The organism is Streptomyces albus subsp. albus (genome assembly GCF_000725885.1).
In the GTDB taxonomy this organism is placed as follows: Bacteria; Actinomycetota; Actinomycetes; order Streptomycetales; family Streptomycetaceae; genus Streptomyces; species Streptomyces albus.
The window spans coordinates 263,389-289,024 of the sequence record NZ_JODR01000016.1; the positions used below are offsets into that span (position 1 = coordinate 263,389).

Genomic DNA, 25,636 nt, shown 5'->3' on the forward strand with positions numbered 1-25,636 from the left:
AGTCTGGGGGAGGAGCCGCCCCAACGCCCGTCCGGCGAGGACCGGGGGTTTGGGGGCAGAGCCCCCAACAAATGGGGGAGCAAGGGGCCGGAGGCCCCAGCCACTGGGATAAGGGCCCCACCCAATGGGGGGAGGACAGGGGCTGAGCCCCCAGCCACCGGGACGAGGGCCCCACCCATGGGGGAGGAAGAGGCGAAGGCCCCAGCCACAGGGCGGCGCCAGAGGGCTGAGCCCCCGGCCAAAGGGGGGCTGTCACAACCGGTGCGCCGCACCAGTGGGACTCGCACCACGGGTATCAAGAAGAAGCTGAGCCTTCGCAGCAAGCCCCTGCAGATCGTAAACACGATGGTTCTGCAACAGCAGAGTGAGGTCCGCAGCCGCGGCGGCGTCATAGAGGGAGTCCGCCCGCGGCACCGGCTGCCCCGCAACCCGCCACTGCGGCACATAGGGGTCGTGGTAACTCAACTGCGCCCCCAGTTCCTTGAGCCGCGCGGCGACTTCCCGCGCGGGTGCCCCCTCCTGACTGGCGAGGTCGGGTTTGTAGGTCACCCCAAGCAGCAGGATGCGCGCGCCCCGCGCGGATTTGCCGTGTTCGTTGAGCAGGGTGGCCGCGCGCTGTGAGACGTACCGGGGCATGCGTTCGTTGACTTCCTGGGCGAGTTCGACCATCCGCAGCGGGTAGCCCGGTGAACGCCTGTGGAAGGCGAGGTAGTTGGGGTCCACAGGAACCCCGGGTCCGCCGACGCCGGGGCCGGGCCGGAAGGACTGGAAGCCGAAGGGTTTGGTCTCGGCGCAGCGGACGACGTCCCACAGGTCGATGCCGAGGTCGTGGCAGAAGACGGCCATCTCGTTCATCAGTGCGATGTTGATGTGCCGGTAGTTGGTCTCCAGCAGTTTGGTGGTCTCGGCCTCGCGCGGTCCGCGTGCGCGGACGACCTTCTCGGTGAGCCGCCCGTAGAACGCGGCGGCGGCCTCGGTGCAGGCGGGGGTGAGGCCGCCGATGACTTTGGGGATGGTGCCGTAGGTGTGGCCGCGGTTGCCGGGGTCTACCCGGGTGGGGGAACAGGCGAGGTGGAAATCGCGGCCGGCCCGCAGTCCGGAGCCCTCCTCCAGCAGGGGGCGGACGATGTCCTCGGTGCAGCCGGGGTGGACGGCTGATTCGACGATCACGGTGGTGCGGGGGCGCAGCCGGGTGGCGAGGGTGCGCGCGGCGGTGCGCACAGCGCTCATGTCGGGCGCGCGGTGGGGGCCGAGCGCGGTGGGGGCGCAGATCACGGCGGTGCGTACGCGGCCGAGGACGGCGGGATCGGTGCCGGCCCGGAATCCTTTGGCGAGCATCCGCCGGATCTCGGCGGCGGTCAGGCCGGCGTCGCTCGGGGGGCGACCGGCGCCGATGTCGGCGACGGTGGTCTCGTCGGGGTCGTAGCCGATGGTGCCGATTCCGTTCGCCGTGGCGGCCTGGGCGAGCGGCAGCCCCGAATGGGCGAGTCCCAGCACGGCGAGATCTGCGGGCATGACAGCGGTCTTCCCTTTCCCTTGTCGTCCCGGTTCCGTCCCCGGGCAGCACCGGGAGTGGCGAGCGGCGCAGATTAAGGTTAAGAGCCCATATGACAGACAAGTCGGATTGCGCGCTCAGCAGGGCCGACGATCGGCCAAAGTCGCGGGAATGGGGGACCATCGTCAGGGGGACCACGGGGGCGGTGTCCGAGGAACGGCACGAGCACCATGGGAGGCGACAGTGAGGACAGCGGCACTGGGACCGAAGCAGCGCGCCGGGGCGCTGGCGAGGATGGCCGAGACCGAGCTGGACGTGCTGGTGGTCGGCGGCGGCATCGTCGGCGCCGGTACGGCGCTGGACGCTGTCACCCGCGGCCTGTCCACGGCGATCGTGGAGGCGCGGGACTGGGCTTCGGGCACCTCCAGCCGGTCCAGCAAGCTCATCCACGGCGGTCTGCGCTATCTGGAGATGCTGGATTTCGCACTGGTGCGCGAGGCGCTCAAGGAACGCGGGCTGCTGCTGGAGCGGCTGGCGCCGCATCTGGTCAAGCCGGTGCCGTTCCTCTATCCGCTGCGGCACCGCGGCTGGGAGCGGCTGTACGCGGGCACGGGCGTGGCGATGTACGACGTCATGTCCGTCTCCTCGGGCCACGGCCGGGGTCTGCCCACGCACCGTCACCTCTCGCGCCGTCATGCCCTGCGGGTGGCGCCCGCGTTGCGCAAGGACGCGCTGGTGGGGGCGCTCCAGTACTACGACGCGCAGGTGGACGACGCCCGCTTCGTGGCGACCCTGGTGCGGACCGCCGCGGAGTACGGCGCGCTGGCGGCCAACCGTGCGCGGGTGGTGGGTTTCCTGCGCGAGGGCGAACGGGTCGTCGGGGCGCGCATCGAGGACCTGGAGCTGGGCGGTGAGTACGAGGTGCGGGCCCGTCAGGTCGTCAACGCGACCGGCGTGTGGACGGACGACACCCAGGGGCTGATCGCCGAGCGCGGCCAGTTCCACGTACGGGCCTCCAAGGGCATCCACCTGGTGGTGCCCAAGGACCGCATCAACTCCTCGACGGGCCTGATTCTCCGTACGGAGAAGAGCGTGCTGTTCGTCATCCCGTGGGGCCGCCATTGGATCATCGGCACCACGGACACCGACTGGGACCTGGACAAGGCGCATCCGGCGGCGTCCAGTGCCGACATCGACTATCTGCTCGACCACGTCAACTCCGTGCTGGCGGTGCCGTTGACGCGGGACGACGTGGAGGGGGTGTACGCGGGGCTGCGGCCCCTGCTGGCGGGCGAGTCGGAGGCGACGAGCAAGCTGTCGCGGGAGCACACCGTCGCGCATCCGGTGCCGGGGCTGGTCGTCATCGCGGGCGGCAAGTACACGACGTACCGGGTGATGGCCAAGGACGCGGTGGACGAGGCGGTGCACGGGCTGGACCACCGGGTGGCGGAGTGCGTGACGGAGGAGGTGCGGCTGGCCGGCGCCGAGGGCTACCACGCGTTGTGGAACGGCCGGGCGCGCCTGGCGCAGCGGGCCGGTCTGCACGTGGCGCGGGTGGAGCATCTGCTGGGCCGCTACGGGTCGATGACCGAAGAGGTGCTCGATCTGATCGCCGAGGACCCCCGGCTGGGCGAGCCGTTGCCGGCGGCGGACGACTACCTCAAGGCGGAGGTCGTCTACGCCTGTACGCACGAGGGGGCCCGCCATCTGGACGACGTTCTGACGCGCCGTACCCGCATCTCCATCGAGACCTTCGACCGGGGTACGCTCAGCGCCCGCGAGTGCGCCGATCTGATGGCCCCGGTACTCGGCTGGGACGCGGATCAGATCGAGCGTGAGGTCGAACACTACGAGAAGCGGGTCGAGGCCGAGCGTGAATCACAGCTCCAGCCCGACGACCAGACGGCGGACGCGGCGCGGCTGGGAGCGCCCGACATCGTCCCTGTGTAGCGGGGCGGGAGCCCGTCGCCGCGGTGCGCCGCGTGCGCTGGTGGGTCCCCGTTGGACTGGTCGTCCGGGCAGGGCCTGTTGGGCGTGTGAGCCCGGGTGAGAAGTGGTGGGGCTGTGGTGTAACTGTGCCGCCCCCGTACACGTCTTGTCAGGACGATGGTTCACAATGAAGGCTCTGCCGGGGGCGGGCTCTCACGCAGAGGGGACACAAGGGGATTCATGAGCGAGGACACGGGACGGCTGGTAGGCGGGCGCTATCGGCTCGGGGGTGTTCTCGGGCGCGGCGGTATGGGCACCGTCTGGCGCGGCGAGGACGAAATCCTGGGCCGCCGTGTCGCGGTGAAGGAGCTCCGGTTCCCCTCCAGCGTCGACGAGGAGGAGAAGCAGCGGCTCATCACCCGCACCCTGCGTGAGGCCAAGGCCATCGCCAGGATCCGCAGCGGCAGTGCCGTCACCGTCTTCGACGTCGTCAACGAGGACAGCCGCCCCTGGATCGTGATGGAACTGGTCGAGGGCCGCTCCCTGGCCGACCAGATCAAGAAGGACGGCCCCCTCGACCCGCAGCGCGCGGCCGAAGTCGGACTCGCCATCCTCGACGTCCTCCGCGCCGCCCACCGCGAAGGCATCCTGCACCGCGACGTGAAGCCCTCCAACGTGCTGCTGGAGGACGGCACCGGGCGCGTGGTCCTCACCGACTTCGGCATCGCCAAGGTCGAGGGCGACCCGTCCGTCACCTCCACCGGCATGCTCGTGGGCGCCCCCTCCTACATCTCACCCGAACGGGCCCGCGGCAAGCCGCCGGGCCCGCCCGCCGACCTGTGGTCCCTGGGCGGCCTGCTGTACGCCGCCGTCGAGGGCCGCCCGCCCTACGACAAGGGCTCGGCCATCTCCACCCTCACCGCGGTGATGACCGAACCCGTCCCCGTGCCCGAACACGCCGGCGAGCTGCGCGAGGTCATCGCGGGTCTGCTCGTCAAGGACCCCGAGAAGCGGCTCGACGTCAACGGCGCCCGGCTGCTGCTGGAACCGGTCGCCAACGGTCTCAAGAGCCCGCTCAGCCCGGCCCGCGGCGATGTCGAGCGCACCTCCATGCTCCCCCGGGTGGAGGCCCCCGCCCCGCCGGGCGGACCCGCCACCCCGTCAGCCCCGGGCAAGGGCAACGCCGCCGAGGGCTCCGGGCCCGCCTACAGCCCCGGCACCACGGGCGGCCGTCGCAAGCGCCGCTCGGAGGGCACAAGTTCCGGCGAACGCCTGCGCGGCGCGCTCAAGTCCGTACGGAACGCGGCGGGGGCCGTCGGCGGTGCCGCGACCGGCGCGGGCACCCCGGACACCGGCACCCGGCCCGGCGGGCCGGGCGGCTCCCAGCCCGGCGGCAAGCGCGGCACGGCCACCGACGACGCCAAGGGCGCGGCCGGTTCCGCCGTGCCGCCGCGCCCGGCCTCGCCGCCCAGCACCTCCACCTCGACGAAGCGGCCCGGCGGCGGCTCCGACGGCACCGGCACGCCGGGCAGCCGGTCGGCGAAGTCCCCCGGAGCCACGCCCGGTACGTCGTCCACGGGGCGGTCCGCCGCGTCCGCCAGGCGCTCGTCCGCGTCCTCCTCGGGTTCCGCACCGGCCCCGTCGGCCCCTTCTTCCGCGTCGTCCGCCTCTTCGCCGACGGCTTCCTCGTCTTCCTCGCCTTCCGCGTCTTCCTCGCCTTCCGCGTCGTCCGGCTCGCGCTCCTCGCGGTCCGGCGCCGCGGCGGGCGGCCCGGCGTCCGGGGCGTCGTCCACCGACCGGGCCGCGCGGCCCGGCACCGGCGCGCAGGACGGTGCGGCGGCGGGCGGCACACTCGGCGGCGGTCCGCTGCCGGGCGCCGGCAGCGGCAGCAGGGCGCTGCCCCCGGAGAGCGGCGGCAGCGGTGCCATCACCTCGCTGCGCGACCTGCGGGAGCTCCCCGAACTCCGCAAGGGCCTCCCGCCCCGGACGCTGGCGATCGTGATCGCCGCCGTGGTCGCCGTCATCGTGGTCGTCGTCCTGCTGATCGTCGGCCTCGGCGGTGACGACAAGGGCGGCGACGGCGCCAAGGGCCCCGCCGCGAGCACCGGCCAGGCCGGACAGGGCAGCGGCGAGGGACAGGACGTCAGCGCGGGCGGCAAACAGCCCGCCGCCGGTGAAGGTCAGAAGACGGAGGCGGGCGACGACGGCGAGGAGGCCGACGAGAACGAGCCCGACGAGGACGAACTCCCGGAGGGCTACGCCACCGTCAAGGACGAGCGGTTCCACTTCTCGATGGCGCTGCCCGAGGGCTGGAAGCGCACCGGCATAGCGGGCCGCAACTCGGGCGGCAAGTACACCGCCCCCGGCGGCGGCCACCCGAAGATCCAGATCGACCACACCGACAGCCCCGGCCCGGACGCGGCCGGGGCCTGGCGCGCGCAGGAACCGGCCGTCAAGAGCGCCAGCTCCGGCTACAAGTTGCTGGGCATCAAGAAGGTCGAGTGGCGCGGCTACCCGACCGTCGCCGACTGGCACTTCCTGCGCAAGGACGACGGCAAGAAGGTCCGCGTCCTCAACCGCGGCTTCAAGGTCGACGGCGAGAACGGCTACGCCATTCTCATCACCTGCGAGGCCGACACCTGGCAGGACGAGGAGTGCGAAACGCTGCGGGACACCGCCTTCAAGACGTTCAAGCCGCTCTGAGCACTCTGCCCGGACCTGCGGTTGTGGACGGGCGCGGGCCGTTTCCGCCCCGTGCGCGGGGATACGGCCGGAACGGTGTCGCGGTGACGTAAAGGGTTCCCGGACGTATCGTGAGAGACGCAGACCGTGGTCGGCCGCAAGGCGGCTGACGGCGAACGGAGTTGGCGGTCTCGCGCACGGCTGGGGAGGCGTTCGTGGAGGAGTACGCGGGATACACGGGGCGGCTGCTGGCCGGTCGCTACCGCCTGCCGCTCCCGCCCGCCGACGCGTACGAGCCGGCCGAGTCCCTCGCCTGGGACACCGCCAGCGAACAGGAAGTCCTGGTGCGCCAGGTGCCGCTGCCCGAGGTCGTCGACGCGGAGGTCGTCGACGACGGGCACGAAGGCCACGGCGGCGTCGACGGCCGCGACGAGGACCGGTGGGACGGCCAGGACGGCGGCCGGTGGGGCGGAAGCCGCCCCTGGGGCGGCGCGGAGCCCCCCGACGGCCACGGCGCGGACCGCGGACCCGCCGGGCCGTACGACGGACGGCCCACCCGGCGGCCCACCGACCCGGCGGTGCGCCGGGCCGTGACAGCCGCGGTGGCCGCCGCCCAACTGCCCGACCATCCACGGCTCGACCAGGTCTTCGACGTCTTCGTCGAGGACGACGCGCTGTGGGTGGTCAGCGAACGCGTGCCGGCCGCCCGGCCGCTGGCCGCACTCTTGGCCGAGCAGCCGCTGAGCGCCCACCGTGCCGCCGAGATCGCCGCCGATCTGCTGGCCGCGCTGCGCATCGTGCACGCCCACGGCTGGGTGCACCGCAACCTCACCGCCCGTACCGTCCTCATCTGCGAGGACGGCCGGGCGCTGCTCACCGGCCTGGCCGTCGGCGCCGCCGAGGAGGCGCTGTGCGGTTACGACCCGCTGCCCGAGGACCCGCCGGAGGACGGCGGGGAAGCGGTGGCCGCCGGTGCCGCGGACGTCGGGGAGCCGGACGGTCCCGGTGCCGGGAAGCCCTCCGGTCCCGATGCCGGGGGAGCGGGATCCGTTCCGCAGGCCGGCTCGGACGCCTCCAACACGGGGGCGCGTGCCGCCCTCGCGGCGGCACGGGACGAGGACGGGGCGCTCACCGGCGGACACGAGCCCCCGCAGTCGGCGCGCGAGACGTACGGACCGGCGCCCAGGCCCGCGACGTGGACGGGACACCGACTTCCCGAGGGATTCGCCGCACGCGACGACGAACCGGCGGCACGGCGGGACGGATACACGGGAGCGTCCGCCGACCTCCCCCACCCCACCGGCACTCCCGTCAGCCGCCGGGGCATCTTCGGCTTCGAGGGCATCGAGCCGGGCGGCACCGAAGCGCCGGGCGCGCCCAGCGCGTCGGAGGGGCGCGGCGGACCCGGTGGCGCCCGGGGTCCCGTCCCTGCGCCCCGGGGAACGGAACGGCACCCGGGGAGCGGACAGGGGGCCGGCGCCCCCGGGGAGCCGGTGGCGCGGACGCCCCGCCGGGGTGCCATCGCGGCGTACCGTGCGGGCGCCCAGCGGGCCGTGGCCGACGCCCGGGACGCCGCGCGGCGGACCCGCGACGGGCAGCCGGGCGGCCCGGCGGACGGGCGGCAGCCTGACACCGACTGGTGGGCGGCACCGCGCACCGAGGCCGACGGGCCCGGCCGCGAGGAGCGCCGCCCGTACCACGCGTTGGACGACGACGTGTGCTGGCTGCCCTCCGACGAGGACGAGGTGCGGCCCGACGCGCTGCCCGGCGGCGAGGTGCGCCAGCTCGCCAGGGACGAGATCTACGGCCCCCGTGCGGCAGGCCCTTACGGCGCCGCCCCCACCCACGGGAGGCGCCACGACGACGGCGACAGCGCCCCGGACCCCGCCGCCCCCGGTGCGCGACCGGGGGCGGAGCGCGGGGACGGTCCCACGGCGCTGCCGGGCGCGCGGTCCGCGGAGAGCCGGAGCGCTCCCGCCCGCTGGGCGGCGGGCGACGAGCCCGGGCCCGGCCTCGACCGGCCCGGCGGCGCACGCCGCCACCTGCGGGGCCTGCCCACCACCTCCCCGTACGAGGGCGAACCGCCGGCGGAAGCTCCCACCGGGGCGGCTCCCGGCGAGGCGGCTCCCACCGAGGCGGCTCCCGGCGGGAACGGCGCGCGTACGGGCGGCGCTTACGGGGCCGGCACGCACCCGGGCGGCAGGCACGGAAGCGCCCCGGCCGTGGACGAGCCGCACGGGGCGGCTCCGTACGGCGACCCGCATGGGGCCGTCCCGAGCGAGGGCGACCCGCACCGGAGTGACCCGCACGGGGGTGCTCCGCGCGGGGCCGACCCGCGCGGTGGCGCTCCCTACAGCGGCGACCCGCACGCGACCGGCCTGCGTGAGAGCGCTCCGCATGGGGCCGGCCCGCGCGGTGGTGCTCCCTACCACAGTGCCGCTTCCCACGGGCCTGGCCTGCAAAAGAGCGCCCCGCACACCAGCGCGCCCCACAGTGGCGCTCCGTACGACCGCGGTCCGCTCGGTCCTGCCGGGGCGGGCGAGCCCGGCGGTGAGTGGACGGGCGGTGCTCCGGGGGCGGAGGGCGTGCCCGGCGGCGAGGGAGCCGGAGAGTGGTACGGGGAGCCGGGCGAGGGCGTCGGTGTGGAGAGCGACCGGGCGTGGGACGGGCCGGAGCGTTACCGGGGCCCGGCCACGGCGCTGGCCGCCGAACGGGCCCGGCACACCCGGATGACGCTCGTCGGCCCGGTGACGGAACGCTGGGCGCCGGAGCAGGCCGGTCCCGTGTACGAGAACTGGCGGCTGGCTCCGCCGGTGGGCCCGGCCGCGGATCTGTGGGCGCTGGGTGTGCTGCTCTTCCGCGCCGTGCAGGGGCACGCGCCGTATCCGGAGGACAGCGTCTCCGAGCTGGTGCAGATGGTGTGCGCCGAGCCGCCGGCGTACGCGGAGGACTGCGGGCCGCTGCGTCCCGTCGTCGAGTCGCTGATGCGTCAGGACCCCACGGACCGGCCGGACTTCGAGGAGCTGCGCGGCTGGCTGCGGTCGCTGGTGCGGTCCGCGCCGGAGCCCGATGTGGGCCTGCGTACGGTGGTGGCGCCGTCGCTGGAGGCGGGGGCGCCGGCCGATCCGAAGCGGCTGCCGATCGTCCGGCGCCGGGGCGAGCTGGTGCGCAAGCGGCGGCGCGGCTCCCGTGCCGGCGCGAGACCGGCGGCGCACGCCGGGCGCGAGCACCGGCGTCCGCCCGAGCATGTGCGGGCGTTGGCCGACGTCGAGGCGACACAGCCGCAGGAGCCCGTCCGTGAGGTGCGCCGGGAGGGCAGGAAGGCGGGCGGTGGCTCGGGGCCGCGCAGGCTGGGGGTGCTCGTCCTCGCCCTGATCCTGCTGGGCATGGTGGCCGCGGTGGCGTTCGTCGCGTGGTTCCTGCCGAACGGTACGGGGGGTGAGAACGCACGGAAGGGCTCCGTCGTGGTGCCCGGGACGCGGGAGGAGGCGGCGCCGGGCGACCGGGAGACCGGCGAGAAGCGCGACGCGGCCGACAAGCGTGCGGAGAAGCCGGCGGACTCCGAGGAAGGGGACGGCCGGAAGGGCGGCGACGGGGACGGCCGGAAGAAGACCGGTTCCGGCTCGCCGGCGGCCGATCCGCCCGGGTCCCCGAAGGCACCGAAGGGCTACAAGATCAGCCGCGATCCCGCCGGGTTCCGGATCGCCGTGCCCAAGGAGTGGGACCGCCGGTTCGCCAACGGGCGCGGGCAGGTCCGCTACAACGGCGGCGAGGTCGAGATGGTGGTCGTCAACGGGCGGGACGCCACCGGCCGGTTCGGCAAGGACCCGATGGCCTACCAGAGCGAGAAGGAGCCGGAGCTGGCCGCCTACCGCGCCTCCGACTGGGCGAGCACGGGCGGGCTGCGGCGCATCGACGTCGGGGACACGGCGATGGCCGAGGGCACCTTCAGCTGGCGCGAGGGCGGCGGGCGGCAGGTGTACGCGCGCAACCGGGCGATGATCCTGGACGGGCGCTACCACGTGCTGCTGGTGCTCGGCTCCCAGAGCCGCAAGGCGGAGATCGACCGGCACTTCGAGGCGGTCGCCGACACCTACCGGGTCACCCGGTCGCGGTGACGTCACAGCTGCGTCAACCGGGTGGCGACGGCGGGGCGGGCGCGTAAGGCTGGGGCCATGACGAACGAGGGGGACCGGTCGGGCGAGCCGACCAGCTACGGCCTGCGGCCACCGGCGGCCGGGGGGCGGGACGACGAGGCGGGCACACCGGAGCGGGGGCCCGCGCCGCACGGGGAGGCGGGGCCTGCTCCGTCCGCCGGGCGGCCGGAGATCGACCCGCGCGTCCACGTACCCACCCAGCCGGCCGGGCCTCTCCCGTCCACCGCCGTACCGTCGCCCTCCGCCGCCCCGGCCACCCCGGGCGCCGGAGGGTCGGGTGGTGCCGCGTCGGGTGCGGGGCGGCTGCTGGGCGGGCGGTACCGGCTCGACAGCCGGCTGGGGCACGGCGGGATGGGCACGGTGTGGCGGGCGCACGACGAGGTCGTGGGCCGGGACGTCGCGGTCAAGGAGCCGCGGCTGCCGGAGCACCTCTCGCCGCGGGAGCGGGAGACGATGTTCACGCGGATGCGCCGTGAGGCGCGGACGGCGGCGCGCATCGACCATCCGTCCGTGGTCACGATCCACGACGTGGTGGTGGAGGACGACCAGCCGTGGATCGTCATGGAGCTGGTACGGGGCCGTTCGCTGGCCGACGTGCTGGACGAGGGCACCCTCGATGTGCGGGAGGCGGCGCGGATCGGCCTGGCGGTGGCGGGCGCCCTGGACGCCGCGCACGAGACGGGTGTGCTGCACCGCGATGTGAAACCGGACAACGTGCTGCTGGGCCGCTACGACCGGGTGGTCCTCACCGATTTCGGCATCGCGCACGTCCAGGGCGAGCAGGGGCTGACGGAGACGGGCACGTTCGTGGGCTCGCCCGAGTTCACCGCGCCGGAGCGGGTGCTGGGCCAGCGTCCGGGGCCGGAGTCCGACCTGTGGTCGCTGGGGGTCGTGCTGTACGCGGCGACCGAAGGGGTCTCGCCGTTCCGCAGGTCCAACAGCCCGGCCACGCTCCAGGCGGTCCTGTCCGCGGAACCGCAGCGGCCCGCACGGGCGCTGAGCGCCTCGGGGGCGTTCGGGATGCTGCTGACCCGGCTGCTGAACAAGGAGCCCGCGCTGCGTCCCGACGCGGCGGAGGTCCGGCAGGTCCTGGCGGACGTGGCCCGTCCGCCGCAGCCGTCGCGGACGCGGCAGCCCGCGGGCGGCGGCGCCCTGGGCCGCGTGCTGCGCGGTTTCCTCTCGCGGCTGCGTACGAGCCGGGGCTGGCAGTTCGGCACCGGCGGGGTGGTGGTGGCGGTCGCGGCGGCGCTCACGCTCTTCTTCGTCCTCACCGCCGACCGGGCGCCCGAGGGCTGGTCGACGCGGAACGAGGACGCCCGGGTCCGGGCGACGCTGGCGGTGCCGGACGACTACGAGCGCAGCGCCGACGAACAGGCGGTCACCTTCACCGATCCCGGGAACGTCGTCTCCATCGCGCTGAGCCGGGCCAACGAGAACGTCAAGAAGACCTCCCTCGCGGAGGCGAACTCCTGGCGGGCGTTCTACGAGAAGGGCGGCTCGGAGAGCATCTACAAGGCGATGCTCCAGGTGCGGTCCAGGGTGACGGAGGCCGAGCAGCAGGGCAGGCCCGCGGCCGAGGTGTCCACCACCTACCAGCCGGCGAACGACACCGGGACGGCCGAGGGTCCCAGGAAGTTCCGGCACGAGCTGGTCTATGTGAACGGGGACGGTGTGCGCTGGCGGCTGCAGGTGGAGATGCCGGCCAAGGGCAAGTCCCGGCAGGACGGCGAGGAGGTCTTCCGGGAGGCCAGGAAGTCCTTGCGGATCCACGATCTGTGAGGGGCCCGGGAGCGGCGGGGCGTTCTGCCAGCAATCACTGGCGGATTCCGTGAAAAGGGGTTACCGCCGGGTATACGTCCGGCCGCTCCGGGCCGTACGCTCGGTCCCATGACGGTCTCGCAGGACGGCAACAGCGCTACCCGGACCAGCACGCGCCCCGCGCCCGGCACAGGTGAGGCGGGCAACCCGGTGGCACCCGCCCCCGCCGGCGCCCGCACCGCCGCCGACGTGGTGACCCCGGCCCTGGTCGCGGCGCTCACCCGCGGCGTGGTGGGCAGCGGCAAGACCCGCACCAGCTCCCCGCTGACCGGCTCGGAGCTGGCCGAGCTGCCCGAGTCCACGCCCGAGGACGTGGCCCGGGCCTTCGAGCGGGCGCGGGCGGCCCAGCGGGCGTGGGCGGCGACCCCGGTACGGCAGCGGGCCGCCGTGCTGCTGCGCTTCCACGATCTGGTGCTGGCCCGTCAGTCCGAGGTCCTCGACCTCATCCAGCTGGAGACCGGCAAGGCCCGGCTGCACGCCCACGAGGAGGTGCAGGCGGTCGCCGTCGCCGCCCGCCACTACGGCCGCAAGGCCCCCTCCTATCTGCGGCCCAAGCGGCACACGGGGGCCATACCCGGGCTGACGAAGGTCACCGAGCTGCGCCATCCGCGCGGCGTCGTCGGCCAGATCGCGCCCTGGAACTACCCCTTCGAACTGTCCGTCGGCGACGCCCTGCCGGCCTTCGCCGCAGGCAACGCGGTGGTCATGAAGCCCGACACGCAGACGGCGCTGACCGCCCTGTGGGCCCGCGACCTGCTGGTCGAGGCGGGGCTGCCGGCCGAGGTGTGGCAGGTCGTCCTCGGTGACGGCCCGGTGATCGGGCCCGAGGTCGCCGACCGCGGCGACTACGTCTCCTTCACCGGCTCCACCCGCACCGGCCGCGAAGTCGCCCAGCGCGCCGCGGCCCGGCTGGTGGGCTGCTCGCTGGAACTGGGCGGCAAGAACGCGATGCTCGTCCTGGAGGACGCCGACCTGGACAAGGCGGCGGCCGGCGCCGTGCGCGGCGCCTTCTCCTCGGCCGGGCAGCTGTGCATCTCCATCGAGCGGCTGTACGTCCACGAGGCGGTCGCCGACGCCTTCCTCGAACGCTTCCTGGCCCGGACCCGCGCCATGCGGCTGGGCGGTTCCCTCGCCTACGGCGCCGACATGGGCTCCCTCGTCTCGCAGCGGCAGCTGGAGACCGTCCGGCGGCACATCGAGGACGCCGTCGCCAAGGGCGCCACCGTCCTGGCGGGCGGCAGGGCGCGCCCGGACATCGGCCCCCTGTTCCACGAGCCGACGGTCCTGGAGGGCGTCGAGCCCTCTATGGCCGTCTGCGGCGAGGAGACGTTCGGTCCTCTCGTCTCCGTCTACCGCTTCGCGGACGTGGACGAGGCGGTCGAGCTGGCCAACGCGACCTCCTACGGCCTCAACTCCAGCGTGTGGACCGGCAACGGCAGGCGGGGCCGCGAGATCGCCGCCCGGCTGCGCACCGGCACCGTCAACGTCAACGAGGGCTACGCCTCCGCCTACGGCAGTGCGCAGGCCCCCATGGGCGGAATGGGCGACTCGGGCCTCGGCCGGCGGCACGGTTCGGAGGGCATCTACAAGTACACCGAGCCGCAGACGGTGGCGCACCAGCGGGTGCTGCCGATGGCGCCGTCGCTGGGGATGAGCGACGAGGCGTACGCCGCGTTCATGTCGCGTTCCCTCAAGGCGCTCAAGACGCTCCGCTTCCGCTGAGCGCGGTCCCTCCACCGTCTTCGCCCCGCCGCCGTTCCGGCGTCCGTGAGCACTTCCGTGAGCACTGTCGTTCCGTCATCGCAGAACCGGAGGTACGCGTGTCCCAGCACAGCCCTGCCCGACAGCGGGCGGACGCAGATCCGTTCGACTACGACGTGCTGGTCGTCGGCTCCGGTTTCGGCGGTTCTGTCGCGGCGCTGCGGCTGACCGAGAAGGGTTACCGGGTGTGCGTGCTGGAGGCGGGGCGCCGCTTCCGCCGTGAGGAGCTGCCCAAGAACTCCTGGGACCTGAAGAACTTCCTGTGGGCGCCCTCGCTCGGCCTGTTCGGGATCCAGCGCATCCATCTGCTCGCGAATGTCATGATCCTGGCAGGTGCCGGGGTGGGCGGCGGCTCCCTCAACTACGCCAACACCCTCTACGTGCCGCCGAAACAGTTCTTCGAGGACCGCCAGTGGGGACACATCACCGACTGGCGAAGCGAACTGGCGCCCTACTACGACCAGGCCAAGCGCATGCTCGGCGTACGGCTCAACCCGACCACCACCCCCTCGGACGTCCACCTCAAGGCCGCCGCCGACCGCCTGGGCTACGGCGACACCTTCCATCTGGCGCCCGTCGGCGTCTTCTTCGGCGACGGCGAGGACGGCGACGGCACCGCGCGGACCCGGCCCGGACAGCAGGTGCCCGACCCCTACTTCGGCGGCGCCGGCCCCGACCGCACCGCCTGCGTGGAGTGCGGTGAGTGCATGACCGGCTGCCGCCGCGGCGCCAAGAACACCCTCAACGAGAACTACCTGTACCTCGCCGAGCAGGCCGGCGCCGAGATCCGCCCCCTCACCACCGTCGTCGGCATCCGCGAACGCACCCCGGGCAACGACGAGGACGGGTACGAGGTGGCCACCGTCCGCACCGACCGGCGCCGCGCCCGCCCCCGCGTCCTGCGCGCCCGCCGCGTGGTCCTGGCCGCCGGCACGTACGGCACCCAGAAGCTGCTCCACCGCGTCAAGGACGCCGGCACCCTGCCCCGCATCTCGCCCCGCCTCGGCGAACTCACCCGCACCAACTCCGAGGCCCTGGTGGGCGCCCAGACCGTCCCGCGGCGCTACCGGCGCAAGTGGGGCGAGGCCGCCGAACTGGACTTCACCAAGGGCGTCGCCATCACCTCCTCCGTCCACCCGGACGCCCACACCCACATCGAGCCGGTGCGCTACGGCAAGGGCTCCAACGCGATGAGCGCCCTCACCACCCTCCAGGTACGGCAGAACACCACGCTGCCCCGCGCCCTCGCCCATGTGCTGACCTGTCTGCGGCACCCCGCCCTCTTCGCCCGCTCGCTGTCGGCCCGCAAGTGGTCCGAGCGCATCATCATCGGGCTCGTCATGCAGACCCTCGACAACTCGCTGACCACCTACCGCAAGGACAAGGGCATCGGCAAGGGCATGCTGACCGCCCGCCAGGGGCACGGCGCGCCCAACCCCGTGCACATCCCCGAGGGTGCCCAGGCAGCGCGGGCCCTCGCCGAGGAGATCAACGGCTTCGCCGGCACCAACGTCGGCGAGCTGATGGGCACCCCGCTCACCGCGCACTTCCTCGGCGGCTGCCCCATCGGCGACAGCCCCGCGAGCGGCGTCATCGACCCCTACCACCGGCTGTACGGGCACCCGGGGATCTGTGTCGTCGACGGCTCCGCCGTCTCCGCCAACCTCGGGGTCAACCCGTCCTTGACCATCACGGCGCAGGCCGAGCGCGCCATGGCCTTCTGGCCCAACAAGGGCGACGCCGACCCGCGCCCCGCACAGGCGGACGCGTACCGGAAGATCGCTCCCGTCCCGCCGGTGCGGCCCGCCGTGCCCGACAGCGCGTTCGGAGCGCTGCGGCTGCCGCTGCTGCCGGTGCCCGAGGTCCCGGCGGCGAAGCAGCCCCCGGCCTGAGCCGACCCGCCCCCGGTCCCCGGGCCGGGGCGGCATGACGAAGGGCCCCGTGGCGCCGGCCGGGTGGAGACGGCAGCCGCGGGGCCCTTACTCAGTCAGCACCGGCGTCAGGGCAGCACCCGTGCTGAGGTGCGGCGCCGGGGGGAAGCGCCGCCGGACTGGTCGGACCAATGGCAGTGCCCTGCCGTGGTCCACCAGTGGTCCACGAGGGCGGAAGACCTGCGACCTGCTCCGCTGTCCGCATCGTGCTTGATGTGGTTCACCCCGCGCAACCGTTTCGACGGCGGGGGGTTTTCCAGGTTATGGAAAAGAAACCGTGAGCATCCCGGACGCACCGGGAAGACCGCCCCGCCATGGCGGCGACGGCGGAGGACCGCGGAGCGGCCGGCCCAGAGCGTCCCCGGGACCGGCCGCTGACGTGACCGGGCTGCTGTCCCCTGCCGTCCGGTCACAGCACCGGAGCGAGGTCCCACGACACCCGGCGTCTCCCCTCCCGGGGAGGACGGGCGCCTCATCGCTCCGGTGACGCCGCCCCGCTCGCCGCCGGGCGCCCGGCGGAGATCAGGGACACCGGGTCCAACGAAGCCCCACCTGGCCGGTCACGCGCCGTACGGGTGAGGGCACGGAACGCTAGTGACCCCGGCACAGCCGCAGCAGCGTCATCGCCAGGTCCCGGCCGGCGCCGCCCAGCTCACCGCTGTAGTGGTCGAGGATCTCCATCTCCCGCGTCAGGTGCACCCGGCGGCCACCCGAGGCGATCCGCACGCGCTGGATCGTCTCGGAGACCTCCATCCGGTCCCGGACGAGGGCGATGATGCGGGCGTCCAGCGCGTCGATGCGGGAGCGTTCCGCGGCGATCACCGCTTCCGGGTCCTGCTCGGGGGAGGCGGCGGGGTCGGCGACCGCCGCCGCGGTCGTGCCGGCGGCGTGGGCGGTGCTGGTCGGTTCGGGCATCGGCGTAGCTCCTCGGTTCGTGGAGCCCGCGCGGCCGGCGGGCCCGGAAAGCCGCCGGAAACACCGACGCCCCGGGCCTTGCCGGCCCGGGGCGCCTGGGAAGTCGTGTGTCTCTTCGGTCACACGAAACGGCCATGGCACCCGGCCGTGCCGGTGCCATAGGTAAACGCTCCGCTTCGTGAGATCACGGGCCCAGTATGCCACGCACCTCCCGGCGGCCCGGGCCCCGCGGCCGGGCGCATGGACGCCGTCGGGTGCACACGCCCGCGGCCGGGTGCGCGGGCCCGCCACCGGGCGTGCGCCCGGGGCACCCCGCGCCCGTACCGCGCGGAGCCCGCGCGCGGGCGGGACGGGTCCGGGGGCCGGGGGGCTTGCCGGGGCGGTCGGTATCATCGGGGGTGAAACCCCCTTCAGCGCCGAAAGGCATCAGCTTCGTGGCTTCCAACACGTCCGAGAGCAACGCCCCGGACACCGTCCTCGTCGTCGACTTCGGCGCGCAGTACGCCCAGCTCATCGCGCGCCGGGTCCGCGAGGCCCGGGTCTACAGCGAGATCGTGCCCTCGACCATGCCGGCCGCCGAGATGCTCGCCAAGAACCCGAAGGCGATCATCCTCTCGGGCGGCCCGTCGTCCGTGTACGCCGAGGGCGCCCCGTCGATCGACCGCGAGGTCTTCGAGGCGGGCGTCCCGGTGCTGGGGATCTGCTACGGCTTCCAGCTGATGGCGACGACCCTGGGCGGCACCGTCGACAACACCGGCAGCCGTGAGTACGGCGCGACGCCGCTGTCCGTCTCCAAGTCCTCCTCGACGCTGTTCGAGGGCACTCCGGACGAGCAGCAGGTGTGGATGTCGCACGGTGACGCCTGCTCGGCGGCGCCGGAGGGCTTCACGGTCACCGCCTCGACGAACCAGGTGCCGGTGGCGGCGTTCGAGAACGACGAGCGGAAGCTCTACGGCATCCAGCATCACTGCGAGGTGATGCACTCGACGTACGGCCAGCAGGTGCTGGAGCACTTCCTGTACCGGGGCGCGGGCCTGACCCCGTCGTGGACGACGGAGAGCATCGTCGACGAGCAGGTCGCGGCCATTCGCGAGCAGGTCGGCAGCAAGCGCGCCATCTGCGCCCTGTCCGGCGGTGTGGACTCCGCGGTGGCCGCCGCGCTGGTGCAGCGGGCCATCGGGGACCAGCTCACCTGCGTGTACGTCGATCACGGCCTGATGCGCAAGGGCGAGACGGAGCAGGTCGAGAAGGACTTCGTCGCCGCGACCGGTGTGCAGCTGAAGGTCGTGGACGCGGCGGACCGGTTCCTGGACGCGCTGTCCGGGGTCAGCGACCCGGAACAGAAGCGCAAGATCATCGGCCGGGAGTTCATCCGCGTCTTCGAGCAGGCCCAGGCCGAGATCGTCGCCGGCGCCCCGAGCGACGAGCCGGTGGCCTTCCTGGTGCAGGGCACGCTCTACCCGGACGTGGTGGAGTCCGGCGGCGGCACGGGCACGGCCAACATCAAGTCGCACCACAACGTGGGCGGTCTGCCGGAGGACCTGGAGTTCGAACTGGTCGAGCCGCTGCGGAAGCTGTTCAAGGACGAGGTCCGGATGGTCGGCCAGGAGCTGGGCCTGCCGGAGGAGATCGTCCAGCGCCAGCCGTTCCCCGGCCCGGGGCTGGGCATCCGCATCGTCGGCGAGGTGACCCGCGAGCGGCTGGACGTGCTGCGGGAGGCCGACGCCATCGCCCGCGAGGAGCTGACGGCCGCGGGGCTGGACCGCGACATCTGGCAGTGCCCGGTGGTGCTGCTCGCGGATGTCCGCAGCGTCGGCGTCCAGGGCGACGCGCGCACCTACGGTCACCCCGTGGTGCTGCGTCCGGTCTCTTCGGAGGACGCGATGACGGCCGACTGGTCGCGGCTGCCCTACGACGTGCTGGCCCGTATCTCGACCCGCATCACCAACGAGGTCGCCGAGGTGAACCGGGTGACGCTGGACGTCACCAGCAAGCCCCCGGGGACCATCGAGTGGGAGTGACCCCGCACTGAGGGACACCCCGCACAGACGTGACCGTTGCCCCCGCGCCCGTTCGACGGCGCGGGGGCACACGTGTTCGCGGACTGGGATACGGTGCCTGCGTGTCGGAGGAGGAGAGGGAGCGCCGGGATGCCGTGCGCGCACAGGTGGACCGGCGTCGGCGGCGCAGGCGCGTCGTCGCCTGGTGCGTGGCCGGCGCGGTGGTGCTGGGGATCGCCGGGTGGGCCGCCGAACCGTCGGTGCGGGACAAGGTCATCACCGCGCGGGCCTGCGACGGGGCGATACCGGACGGCAGCATGGACGTCCTGCGGGCCACCACGCAAGAGCCCGACGCGCATCTGACGGACCACACGACCGAGATCAGGCCCGAGTTGGGGCGCTACTTCTGCCAGGTCGGCAGCGGAAGACTGCGGGTGCTGGAGGTGCGGGCCTACACCAGGCGGGACGACATCGACCGGGAACTGGCCACGGAGTTCGGGGACGACGGCGGGCATCCGCGCGCGGCGCTCCCCGGCGGTCTGCCCGGCTTCGAGCGGAGTATCGCGGGCATCACGCTGATGCCTCCGTGCCCGGGGCGCGGCAAGGACGCGGCCGGGCACCCCGGACGGCTGCTGGTGGAGGTGCTGGGCGGATACCCGGCCCCCGCACACCAGTTGCTGCGCACCGGCGCCGCCGTCGCCAACAAGGCGGCCGAGCGGCTCGGCTGCGGTGGCAAGCCGCTGCCCGTCCCGGCGTCGGAGGCCGAGCCGGAGCAGGTGCGGCCCGCCGCCGCGGCCGGTACGTCGTGCGCGGCGCTGGCCGACGTCCGGCTGCCCGACCCCGTCTGGACGGCGGAGCTGCGCATCCCCCGCGGCCCGGCGCCGATGGCCAGTTGTGCGCTGCGCCGCCCGGGCAAGGACGAGAACGGCGAACCCCGCGACGCGGTGGTCCAGTTGTACGGCTACTACGGCGACTTCTCGCAGCGGATGGTGCTGCGGGCCGCACGTACGGACGGCGTCGCCGGTGACCGGGAGCGGACCGGCCCCTGGCTGACCCGGTCCGGCGGCTGGGCGCTCGCGCGCTGCGACGGCCAGACGGCGGCCTTCCAGGTGCAGGGCAGCCCGCGCGGCGGCGCGGAAGGCGACGAGAAGACCGAGGACGGACGGGACCTGCGCGACAAGCGGAAGCTGCGTGACCTGCTGGCCTCGTTCGCGAAGAAGGAGAGCGCCGCACGCGGCTGCGAGGACCTGCGGCTGCCGTCCGTGCGGTAGGGGTTCACGGCAGGCGCAGCTCGCGTACGTAGCGCGAATCCATGGCCACTCGGAGCTGTTCGGCGCTTCCCGCCGGGACACCGCGTTCCTTCACCCAGGCGTCGAAGACGGTGAACAGCTGGACCCTGCCGTCCATCAGCCGGCGTGCGGCCTTCTCACCGGTGCCCGCCGTGCGGTCGGGGCGGCGCTGGGCGAGGGTGGCGGCCGAGGGCCGGCTGCGCACCCGGTGGCCGGCCGGACGGTAGAGGCCGCGGGTGTGGCGCAGCACCGCGCGGTCGAACCCGGCCAGGGAGGGGGCGAGCCCTTCGTGGACGGCCTTGGTGCGGGAGGCCATCAGCAGGGCGACGAAGGCGGCGGTCTGCTCCAGTTCCGATTCGGTGGCCGTCAGGCCGTCCCGTGCCCGCTGGCCGGGCTCCTGGGCAGCGCCGGTGAGCCGTTCCAGGTAGAAGGCGTACCGGGCGCGTTCGGCGTCGTAGAGGGTGGCGAAGGCCCGGGGGTCGGCGGCCACGCGGCCGATCACCCCCCTGACCGGTTCGTACTGGGGGAAGAGGGCGTGCACGTCGTGGCCGTTCGGGAACGGAGTGGCCCAGTTGCCGCCGCCGTCCTCGTACTCGGCCTCGTCGTCGGTGACGGTGGGGTACTCCCAGTCGTTCGCTGTGCCGTGCGTCGTCGCTCTGGTGGTGTCCTGGATGTACGCGGCGAACATCAGCGCCAGGTACCGGTTCAGGCCGAGCGGGAAGTCCGGCAGGTACTGGTCGCGGCCCCTGCCGAGCAGCAGCACCGTCGCATGGGCGACCCGGGCGGCGCGTTCGGTGTGGGGGCGGGCCGGGATGTCGTCGTCACCCGCCTCCTCCGCGGTGCGTCCCGTGGTGGCGGCGACGAGGGCGCGGCCGGCGAGGTCGGTGCCGTCGGGGCCCTCGCACAACGGGTGGCCGCCGGGGCGCAGCAGGCGCTTGAGGGGGCCGGTGCGCTCCACGGTCTCGCCCGGGTCGAGGGCCGCGGCGGCGCGTGCCGGGTCGCGGGCCAGCGCGCGGGCGCTGACGGGGGCCTTGCGGCACTCGGATGCGCCGTCCCGCTCGGGCAGCAGGACGGGCACGAGGACGGCGACCACGGCCAGGACCAGGACGCCGGCCGCGACGAGGTACAGGGTGCGCCGGGAGGCGCCGCGTATCCGGTCGAGAGCAGGCACCGGGCGAGCGTACCGGGCCCGCTCGTTCAGGTGTGCGGAACGAGTCGCCGTGCTGCGGACAGGGCGGTGGTGCGGGCCCACGCGGTGCCGGTGCCGGGCGCCGCGAGCAGCAGACGGGTGCTCACGCCGTCCAGCAGGGCGAGGAGTTCGACCGCGCGGGCCGGCACCTCGTCCTCGGGCACGGCGAACCGCCCCTGGGCGACGCCCTTGGCCAGCAGGGCCGTCAGGTCACGCTGCCAGGCGTGGTCGAGTTCGTCCTGTGCCGCGCGCAGGTCCGCGTTGCCCGCGGTGCGGGCCCACAGTTCGAGCCAGAGCATCCAGCGGGGGTCGCGGGGGCCGTCGGGCAGGTATAGCTCGCAGAAGAGTTCCAGTTTGCGGGGCGCGGTCACCCTGCGGGTGAGCAGGGCCGCCCGCTTGTCGGTCAGCCGGGACTCGCTCCAGCGCAGTGCTTCGGCCAGCAACAGGTCCTTGCTGCCGAAGTAGTAGAGGATGTGGCCGCCGCTGGTGCCGAGCCGGCGGGCGAGCGCGGACATGGTGAGGGACGCCAGCCCGCTCTCGGCGATGGCCGTCATGGCCTCCTCCAGCATCCGCTCCCGCGCGATGCGGCCGTCGCGCCGTCGCGCCGCCTCAGCCACGTGTGCCGCCTCCTGCCGACCGGTCCGTGTCCGCCATGCCGGTCCGTGTCCGCCGTGCCGTCGTGTCTCGTGCTGTCGTGCCGTGCTGCCGGGCCGTCGAGCCGTGCCGACGCCGTTGTCGCGCCGGCGTCGGGCGCCGCCGTGCCCTCGTCCGGTGCCGCCCGGCCCGGCTGACGCCGGTGCGCCACTGTCGTCGGGCCGTCGGGCCGTCGGGCCATCGGGCCGTCGCTCCGCCGTCGGCCGGCCGTTGCCCCGTCGAGCCTATGACAACGGAATCCGTGCGATGTGCGCGAGGTGCCGCCGGGGTATTGACGCGGCCCGCTTCCGGGCGCCATCTTGAATGCCGTTCAAATTTTTAGAACGTCGTTCAAAGTCGGTCGGTGTGCGGCGGCGGTCCGGAGGGAGCGGGGATGGCGGAGGAGGGCACGCACGGGGCGGGCCGCGGACAAGGCGGGGCCGACGTGGTGACCGGGGCCCCGGGGGACCAGGCCTTCAAGGTCGAGACCCACGGCATCGACCCGATACCCGACGCGGAGCGGCACGGCGGCGCCCGCGACGTCTTCTGGGTGTGGTTCGGGTCGAACCTCACCTTCACCTACGTCATCAACGGCGCCCTGGCCGTGCTGTACGGGCTCTCCTTCTGGCAGGCGAGCGCCGTCGTCGTGATCGGCGGGCTGACCTTCTTCGTGATCAGCGCGGCCGGACTGAGCGGGGTGCGCACCGGCACCGCCACCCTCGTCATCTCACGGGCACCGTTCGGGGTGCGCGGCAATCTGCCGGCCGGCGTCCTCAACTGGATCGTCAGCATCGGCTACACCATCATCAACACCGTGGTCGGCGCCCAGGCGCTGGAGGCGTTCCTCGCCGACCTCGGCTGGCACGGCACCGGCCCCCGCACCCTGGCCCTCCTGGTCACCCTCGCCCTCACCTTCGGCGTCGCCACCTGGGGCCACGCCACCGTCCAGCTCGCCGAACGCTGGCTCGCCTACCTGCTCGCCGCCGGGTTCGCCGTCCTGCTCGTCCTGCTGCTGCCGGGTGCCGACTTCCACGGGCACGGCGGGGGAGCGGCGGCGGGCCTGTCCGGCTGGAGCCTGGCGCTCGTGGTCACGTTCGCCGGACCCTTCTCGTACATGCCGATGCCCGCCGACTACACCCGCTACCTGCCCAGGACGACCCGGCTGCGGTCGCTGACCTGGTGCGGGGCCCTCGGCGGATTCGTCTCGTCCGTCGGGCTGGGCATCGCCGGGGTCGCCGCCGCCACCCGTACCGACATGACGGACGCGGTGGCCGGCACCGAGAAACTGCTGCCCGGCTGGTTCCAGACGGCGTTCCTGCTGCTGGTGCTGGGCGGCTCGGTGACCAACTCGATCCTCACCCTCTACTCCTCCAGCCTCAACCTCCAGGTCCTCGGCGTCCCCTGGAGCCGGAGGGCGCTGATGATCAGCATCGTCGTCACCGCGCTCGGCTCCTACGGCGCGCTGTTCCTCGCCGACTTCACCGCCTCGCTCACCAGCTTCCTGTCCCTGCTGATCCTGGTGTTCGCGCCCTGGTCCGGGGTCTTCCTCGCCGACATGCTGCTGCGCCGCTGCCACTACGACACGACAGCGCTGCACGCCGGACGCCACGGCGGCTACTGGTACCGCGCCGGATACCACCCCGCCGGTATGACGGCACTGGTCGCCGGACTGGTCTTCGTCACGCTCACCTGCGACTCGGAGCTGTGGACCGGGCCGCTGGTGGCGCCCCTGGGCGGGGCCGACCTGACCGTGCTGAGCGCGGTCGTCTCCGGGCTGCTGTACGCGGCGCTGGCCCGCCACGTCCGCCCGGCCGCGCCCGACGGCGCCCCGGCCGCGCCCGCCGGCACCGCCGCGACGGGTGACGGCGCACCGGCCGCGTCCGAGGGCGTCCCCGCCGCGTATGACGGCGTACCCGCCGCGTCCCCCGCGCCCCGGGCCGCGCCCGCCGGGCGGCACCACGACTGACCACCGTCGGCCTTCCTCCTTCCTCCCGTACGACACCCTCATCACTGGAGAACACCGCGATGTCCCGCACCACCCCCCAGCAGCCCGCAGGCCCGGCCGACCTCGTCGTCCGCGCGGCCCGCGTCCACACCGTCGATCCCGCACTGCCGCGGGCAGAGGCGTTCGCCGTCCGGGACGGGCGGATCGTGTGGCTGGGTGACGACGCCGACGCGGCGGCGTGGACCGGCGAGGGCACCGAGGTCATCGACGCGGGCGGCCGGCTGGTGCTGCCCGGCTTCATCGACGCGCACAACCACGTCCGCCTCGGCTCCGACGACGCCTGCGTCCAACTGGCCGGCGTCCGCACCCTCGACGGCATCCACCAAGCCGTCCGCGACTGGCACACCGCCCACCCGGACGCCGAGTGGATCGAGGCCGAGGCGTTCGACTACTCCGCCATCCCCGGCGGCCGGATGCCGCGCGCCACCGATCTGGACCCGGCCAGCGGCGACACCCCCGCCTTCGTCCTCAGTTACGACGTGCACACCGCCTGGCTCAACACCGCGGCCCTGCGCCGGCTGGGCATCACCGCCGGCCGCACCAGCCTGCCGTTCGGCGAGGCCGAGACCGACCCGGCCACCGGCGAACCCACCGGCTTCGTCAAGGACTTCGCCGTCAAGGGGCTCTCCCGCGAGGGGCACCGCGCCCTGCGCGAGCTGGGGGTGCCGTGGGCCTCGCCGGACCGCCAGTACGGCAGGCTGGTGCGCAGCCTGGACGACGCCATCCGGTTCGGCATCACCACCGTGGTGGAGCCGCAGAACTCCCTGGACGACCTCGCCCTCTTCGACCGGGCCCGCGCCGAGGGGCGGCTGCGCTCCCGGCTGGTGGCGGCGCTCTTCCACCCGCGCGGCACCACCGACGCCGACCTGGACGACTTCGCCGCGGCCGTCGAGCGGTACGCGGCCGACGGTGACCGCATCCGGCTCGGGCCGCTCAAGCTGTACATCGACGACGTGGTCGAACCGCGCACCGCCGCGCTGCTGCGCCCCTACGCGGGCTGCGCCCACCACCGCGGCGAGACGTTCTACCCGCCCGAGGAGTTCGCCGGGCTGCTGGCCAAGCTGGACGCGCGCGGCTTCCAGTGCTTCGTGCACGCCACCGGCGACCGGGGTATCCGCACCGTCCTGGACGCGGTCGAGCACGCCCGCGCCGTCAACGGGCCGCGGGACGCCCGGCACCAGGTCGTCCACGTCGAATGCCTGGACGCGGCCGACGTGCCCCGGTTCGCCGAACTCGGCGTCGTCGCCTGCATGCAGCCCCGGCACTGCGCTCCGGAGATCGCCGGACCCGGCAAGGACTGGGCGGAGAACGTCGGCCCCGAACGGTGGCGCAACGCCTGGCCGATGCGCAGCCTCCACGAGGCCGGTGCCACCCTCGCCTTCTCCAGCGACTGGAACGTCGCCGAGATGGACCCGATGGTCGGCATCTACACCGCCGTGACCCGCCGCCCCCTCGCCGGCGGCGAGCCGTGGCAGCCGCACGAGACCGTGGACGTCGCCACCGCCGTGCACGGCTACACCATGGGCTCCGCCTACGCCAACTTCCTGGAGACGGACCGCGGTTCCCTCACCGTCGGCAAGCAGGCCGACTTCGTGATCCTCTCCCGGGACATCCTCGCCTGCGAGCCGGAGGAGATCCCGGACACGGTCGTCGAGCTGGCCGCGGTCGCCGGCCGCCCGGTGCACCGCGCGGACTGACCGGGCGGCGGCCGTGCGCCGTCGCACCGCAGGGGCGGGGACCGTACGGGGAGGTCCCCGCCCCTTGTGCTCTCGTGAGGCGCGGGGCGGTTGCGGGACGGTTGCGGGTGTGCTGCGCGATGTAGTACTTCTTAT

General features: G+C 73.9%; 14 protein-coding genes. 10 read left to right on the forward strand and 4 right to left on the reverse strand.

Translation table 11 applies throughout. From position 1 onward, the window contains the following. Positions 1-252: 252 nt before the first annotated feature. Positions 253-1,515 carry a nucleotide sugar dehydrogenase gene (locus tag IO40_RS0119490; RefSeq protein ID WP_016473362.1) on the reverse strand — a complete coding sequence of 421 codons (1,263 nt, stop codon included), beginning with the start codon at positions 1,513-1,515 and terminating at the stop codon, positions 253-255. A gap of 223 nt (positions 1,516-1,738) precedes the next feature. Here IO40_RS0119490 and IO40_RS0119495 point away from each other — a divergent pair, with 223 nt between their 5' ends. The 6 genes from IO40_RS0119495 (at position 1,739) to IO40_RS0119520 (ending at position 15,734) form a co-directional block, all read left to right on the forward strand. After that, positions 1,739-3,445 carry a glycerol-3-phosphate dehydrogenase/oxidase gene (locus IO40_RS0119495; protein ID WP_016473361.1) on the forward strand — a complete coding sequence of 569 codons (1,707 nt, stop codon included), beginning with the start codon at positions 1,739-1,741 and terminating at the stop codon, positions 3,443-3,445. A gap of 219 nt (positions 3,446-3,664) precedes the next feature. Further along, positions 3,665-6,127: a serine/threonine-protein kinase gene (locus IO40_RS0119500; RefSeq protein ID WP_033230146.1), complete on the forward strand. Its 2,463-nt coding sequence runs from the start codon at positions 3,665-3,667 to the stop codon at positions 6,125-6,127. A gap of 245 nt (positions 6,128-6,372) precedes the next feature. Continuing rightward, the gene (locus IO40_RS0119505; RefSeq protein ID WP_479681596.1) at positions 6,373-10,224 is read left to right on the forward strand and encodes a hypothetical protein; all 3,852 of its coding nucleotides are present in this window, start codon (positions 6,373-6,375) and stop codon (positions 10,222-10,224) included. Between the two features lie 57 nt (positions 10,225-10,281). Continuing rightward, entirely contained in the window at positions 10,282-12,042 is a 1,761-nt protein-coding gene (locus IO40_RS0119510; RefSeq protein ID WP_031175816.1) for a serine/threonine-protein kinase, read from the forward strand. Between the two features lie 108 nt (positions 12,043-12,150). Next, positions 12,151-13,803, forward strand: coding sequence for a succinic semialdehyde dehydrogenase (locus IO40_RS0119515; protein ID WP_016473357.1), 1,653 nt, complete (start codon positions 12,151-12,153; stop codon positions 13,801-13,803). A 98-nt stretch (positions 13,804-13,901) separates the two neighbouring features. Further along, the gene (locus IO40_RS0119520; protein WP_016473356.1) at positions 13,902-15,734 is read left to right on the forward strand and encodes a GMC family oxidoreductase; all 1,833 of its coding nucleotides are present in this window, start codon (positions 13,902-13,904) and stop codon (positions 15,732-15,734) included. A gap of 630 nt (positions 15,735-16,364) precedes the next feature. Here the strand turns inward: IO40_RS0119520 and IO40_RS0119525 are convergent. After that, positions 16,365-16,688, reverse strand: coding sequence for a chorismate mutase (locus IO40_RS0119525; RefSeq protein ID WP_016473355.1), 324 nt, complete (start codon positions 16,686-16,688; stop codon positions 16,365-16,367). 434 nt (positions 16,689-17,122) lie between these two features. On the opposite strand from IO40_RS0119525, the gene guaA reads away from it, so the two are divergent. Then, positions 17,123-18,709, forward strand: coding sequence for a glutamine-hydrolyzing GMP synthase (gene guaA / locus IO40_RS0119530; protein WP_016473354.1), 1,587 nt, complete (start codon positions 17,123-17,125; stop codon positions 18,707-18,709). Positions 18,710-18,810: 101 nt separating this feature from the next. Beyond that, positions 18,811-19,959: a hypothetical protein gene (locus IO40_RS0119535; RefSeq protein ID WP_031175817.1), complete on the forward strand. Its 1,149-nt coding sequence runs from the start codon at positions 18,811-18,813 to the stop codon at positions 19,957-19,959. Between the two features lie 4 nt (positions 19,960-19,963). Here IO40_RS0119535 and IO40_RS0119540 read toward each other — a convergent pair whose 3' ends face one another. Together IO40_RS0119540 and IO40_RS0119545 are read right to left on the reverse strand one after the other, a co-directional pair. Beyond that, a complete protein-coding gene (locus tag IO40_RS0119540) occupies positions 19,964-21,148 on the reverse strand; it encodes a hypothetical protein (protein ID WP_031175818.1) in 1,185 nt (394 codons plus the stop codon). Positions 21,149-21,174: 26 nt separating this feature from the next. Beyond that, positions 21,175-21,783, reverse strand: coding sequence for a TetR/AcrR family transcriptional regulator (locus IO40_RS0119545; RefSeq protein WP_031175819.1), 609 nt, complete (start codon positions 21,781-21,783; stop codon positions 21,175-21,177). 410 nt (positions 21,784-22,193) lie between these two features. Between IO40_RS0119545 and IO40_RS0119550 the strand changes: the two genes are divergently transcribed. Together IO40_RS0119550 and IO40_RS0119555 are read left to right on the forward strand one after the other, a co-directional pair. Beyond that, the gene (locus IO40_RS0119550) at positions 22,194-23,765 is read left to right on the forward strand and encodes a purine-cytosine permease family protein (RefSeq protein ID WP_031175820.1); all 1,572 of its coding nucleotides are present in this window, start codon (positions 22,194-22,196) and stop codon (positions 23,763-23,765) included. A 59-nt stretch (positions 23,766-23,824) separates the two neighbouring features. Further along, positions 23,825-25,501 carry an amidohydrolase gene (locus IO40_RS0119555; protein ID WP_016473349.1) on the forward strand — a complete coding sequence of 559 codons (1,677 nt, stop codon included), beginning with the start codon at positions 23,825-23,827 and terminating at the stop codon, positions 25,499-25,501. Positions 25,502-25,636: the final 135 nt, after the last annotated feature.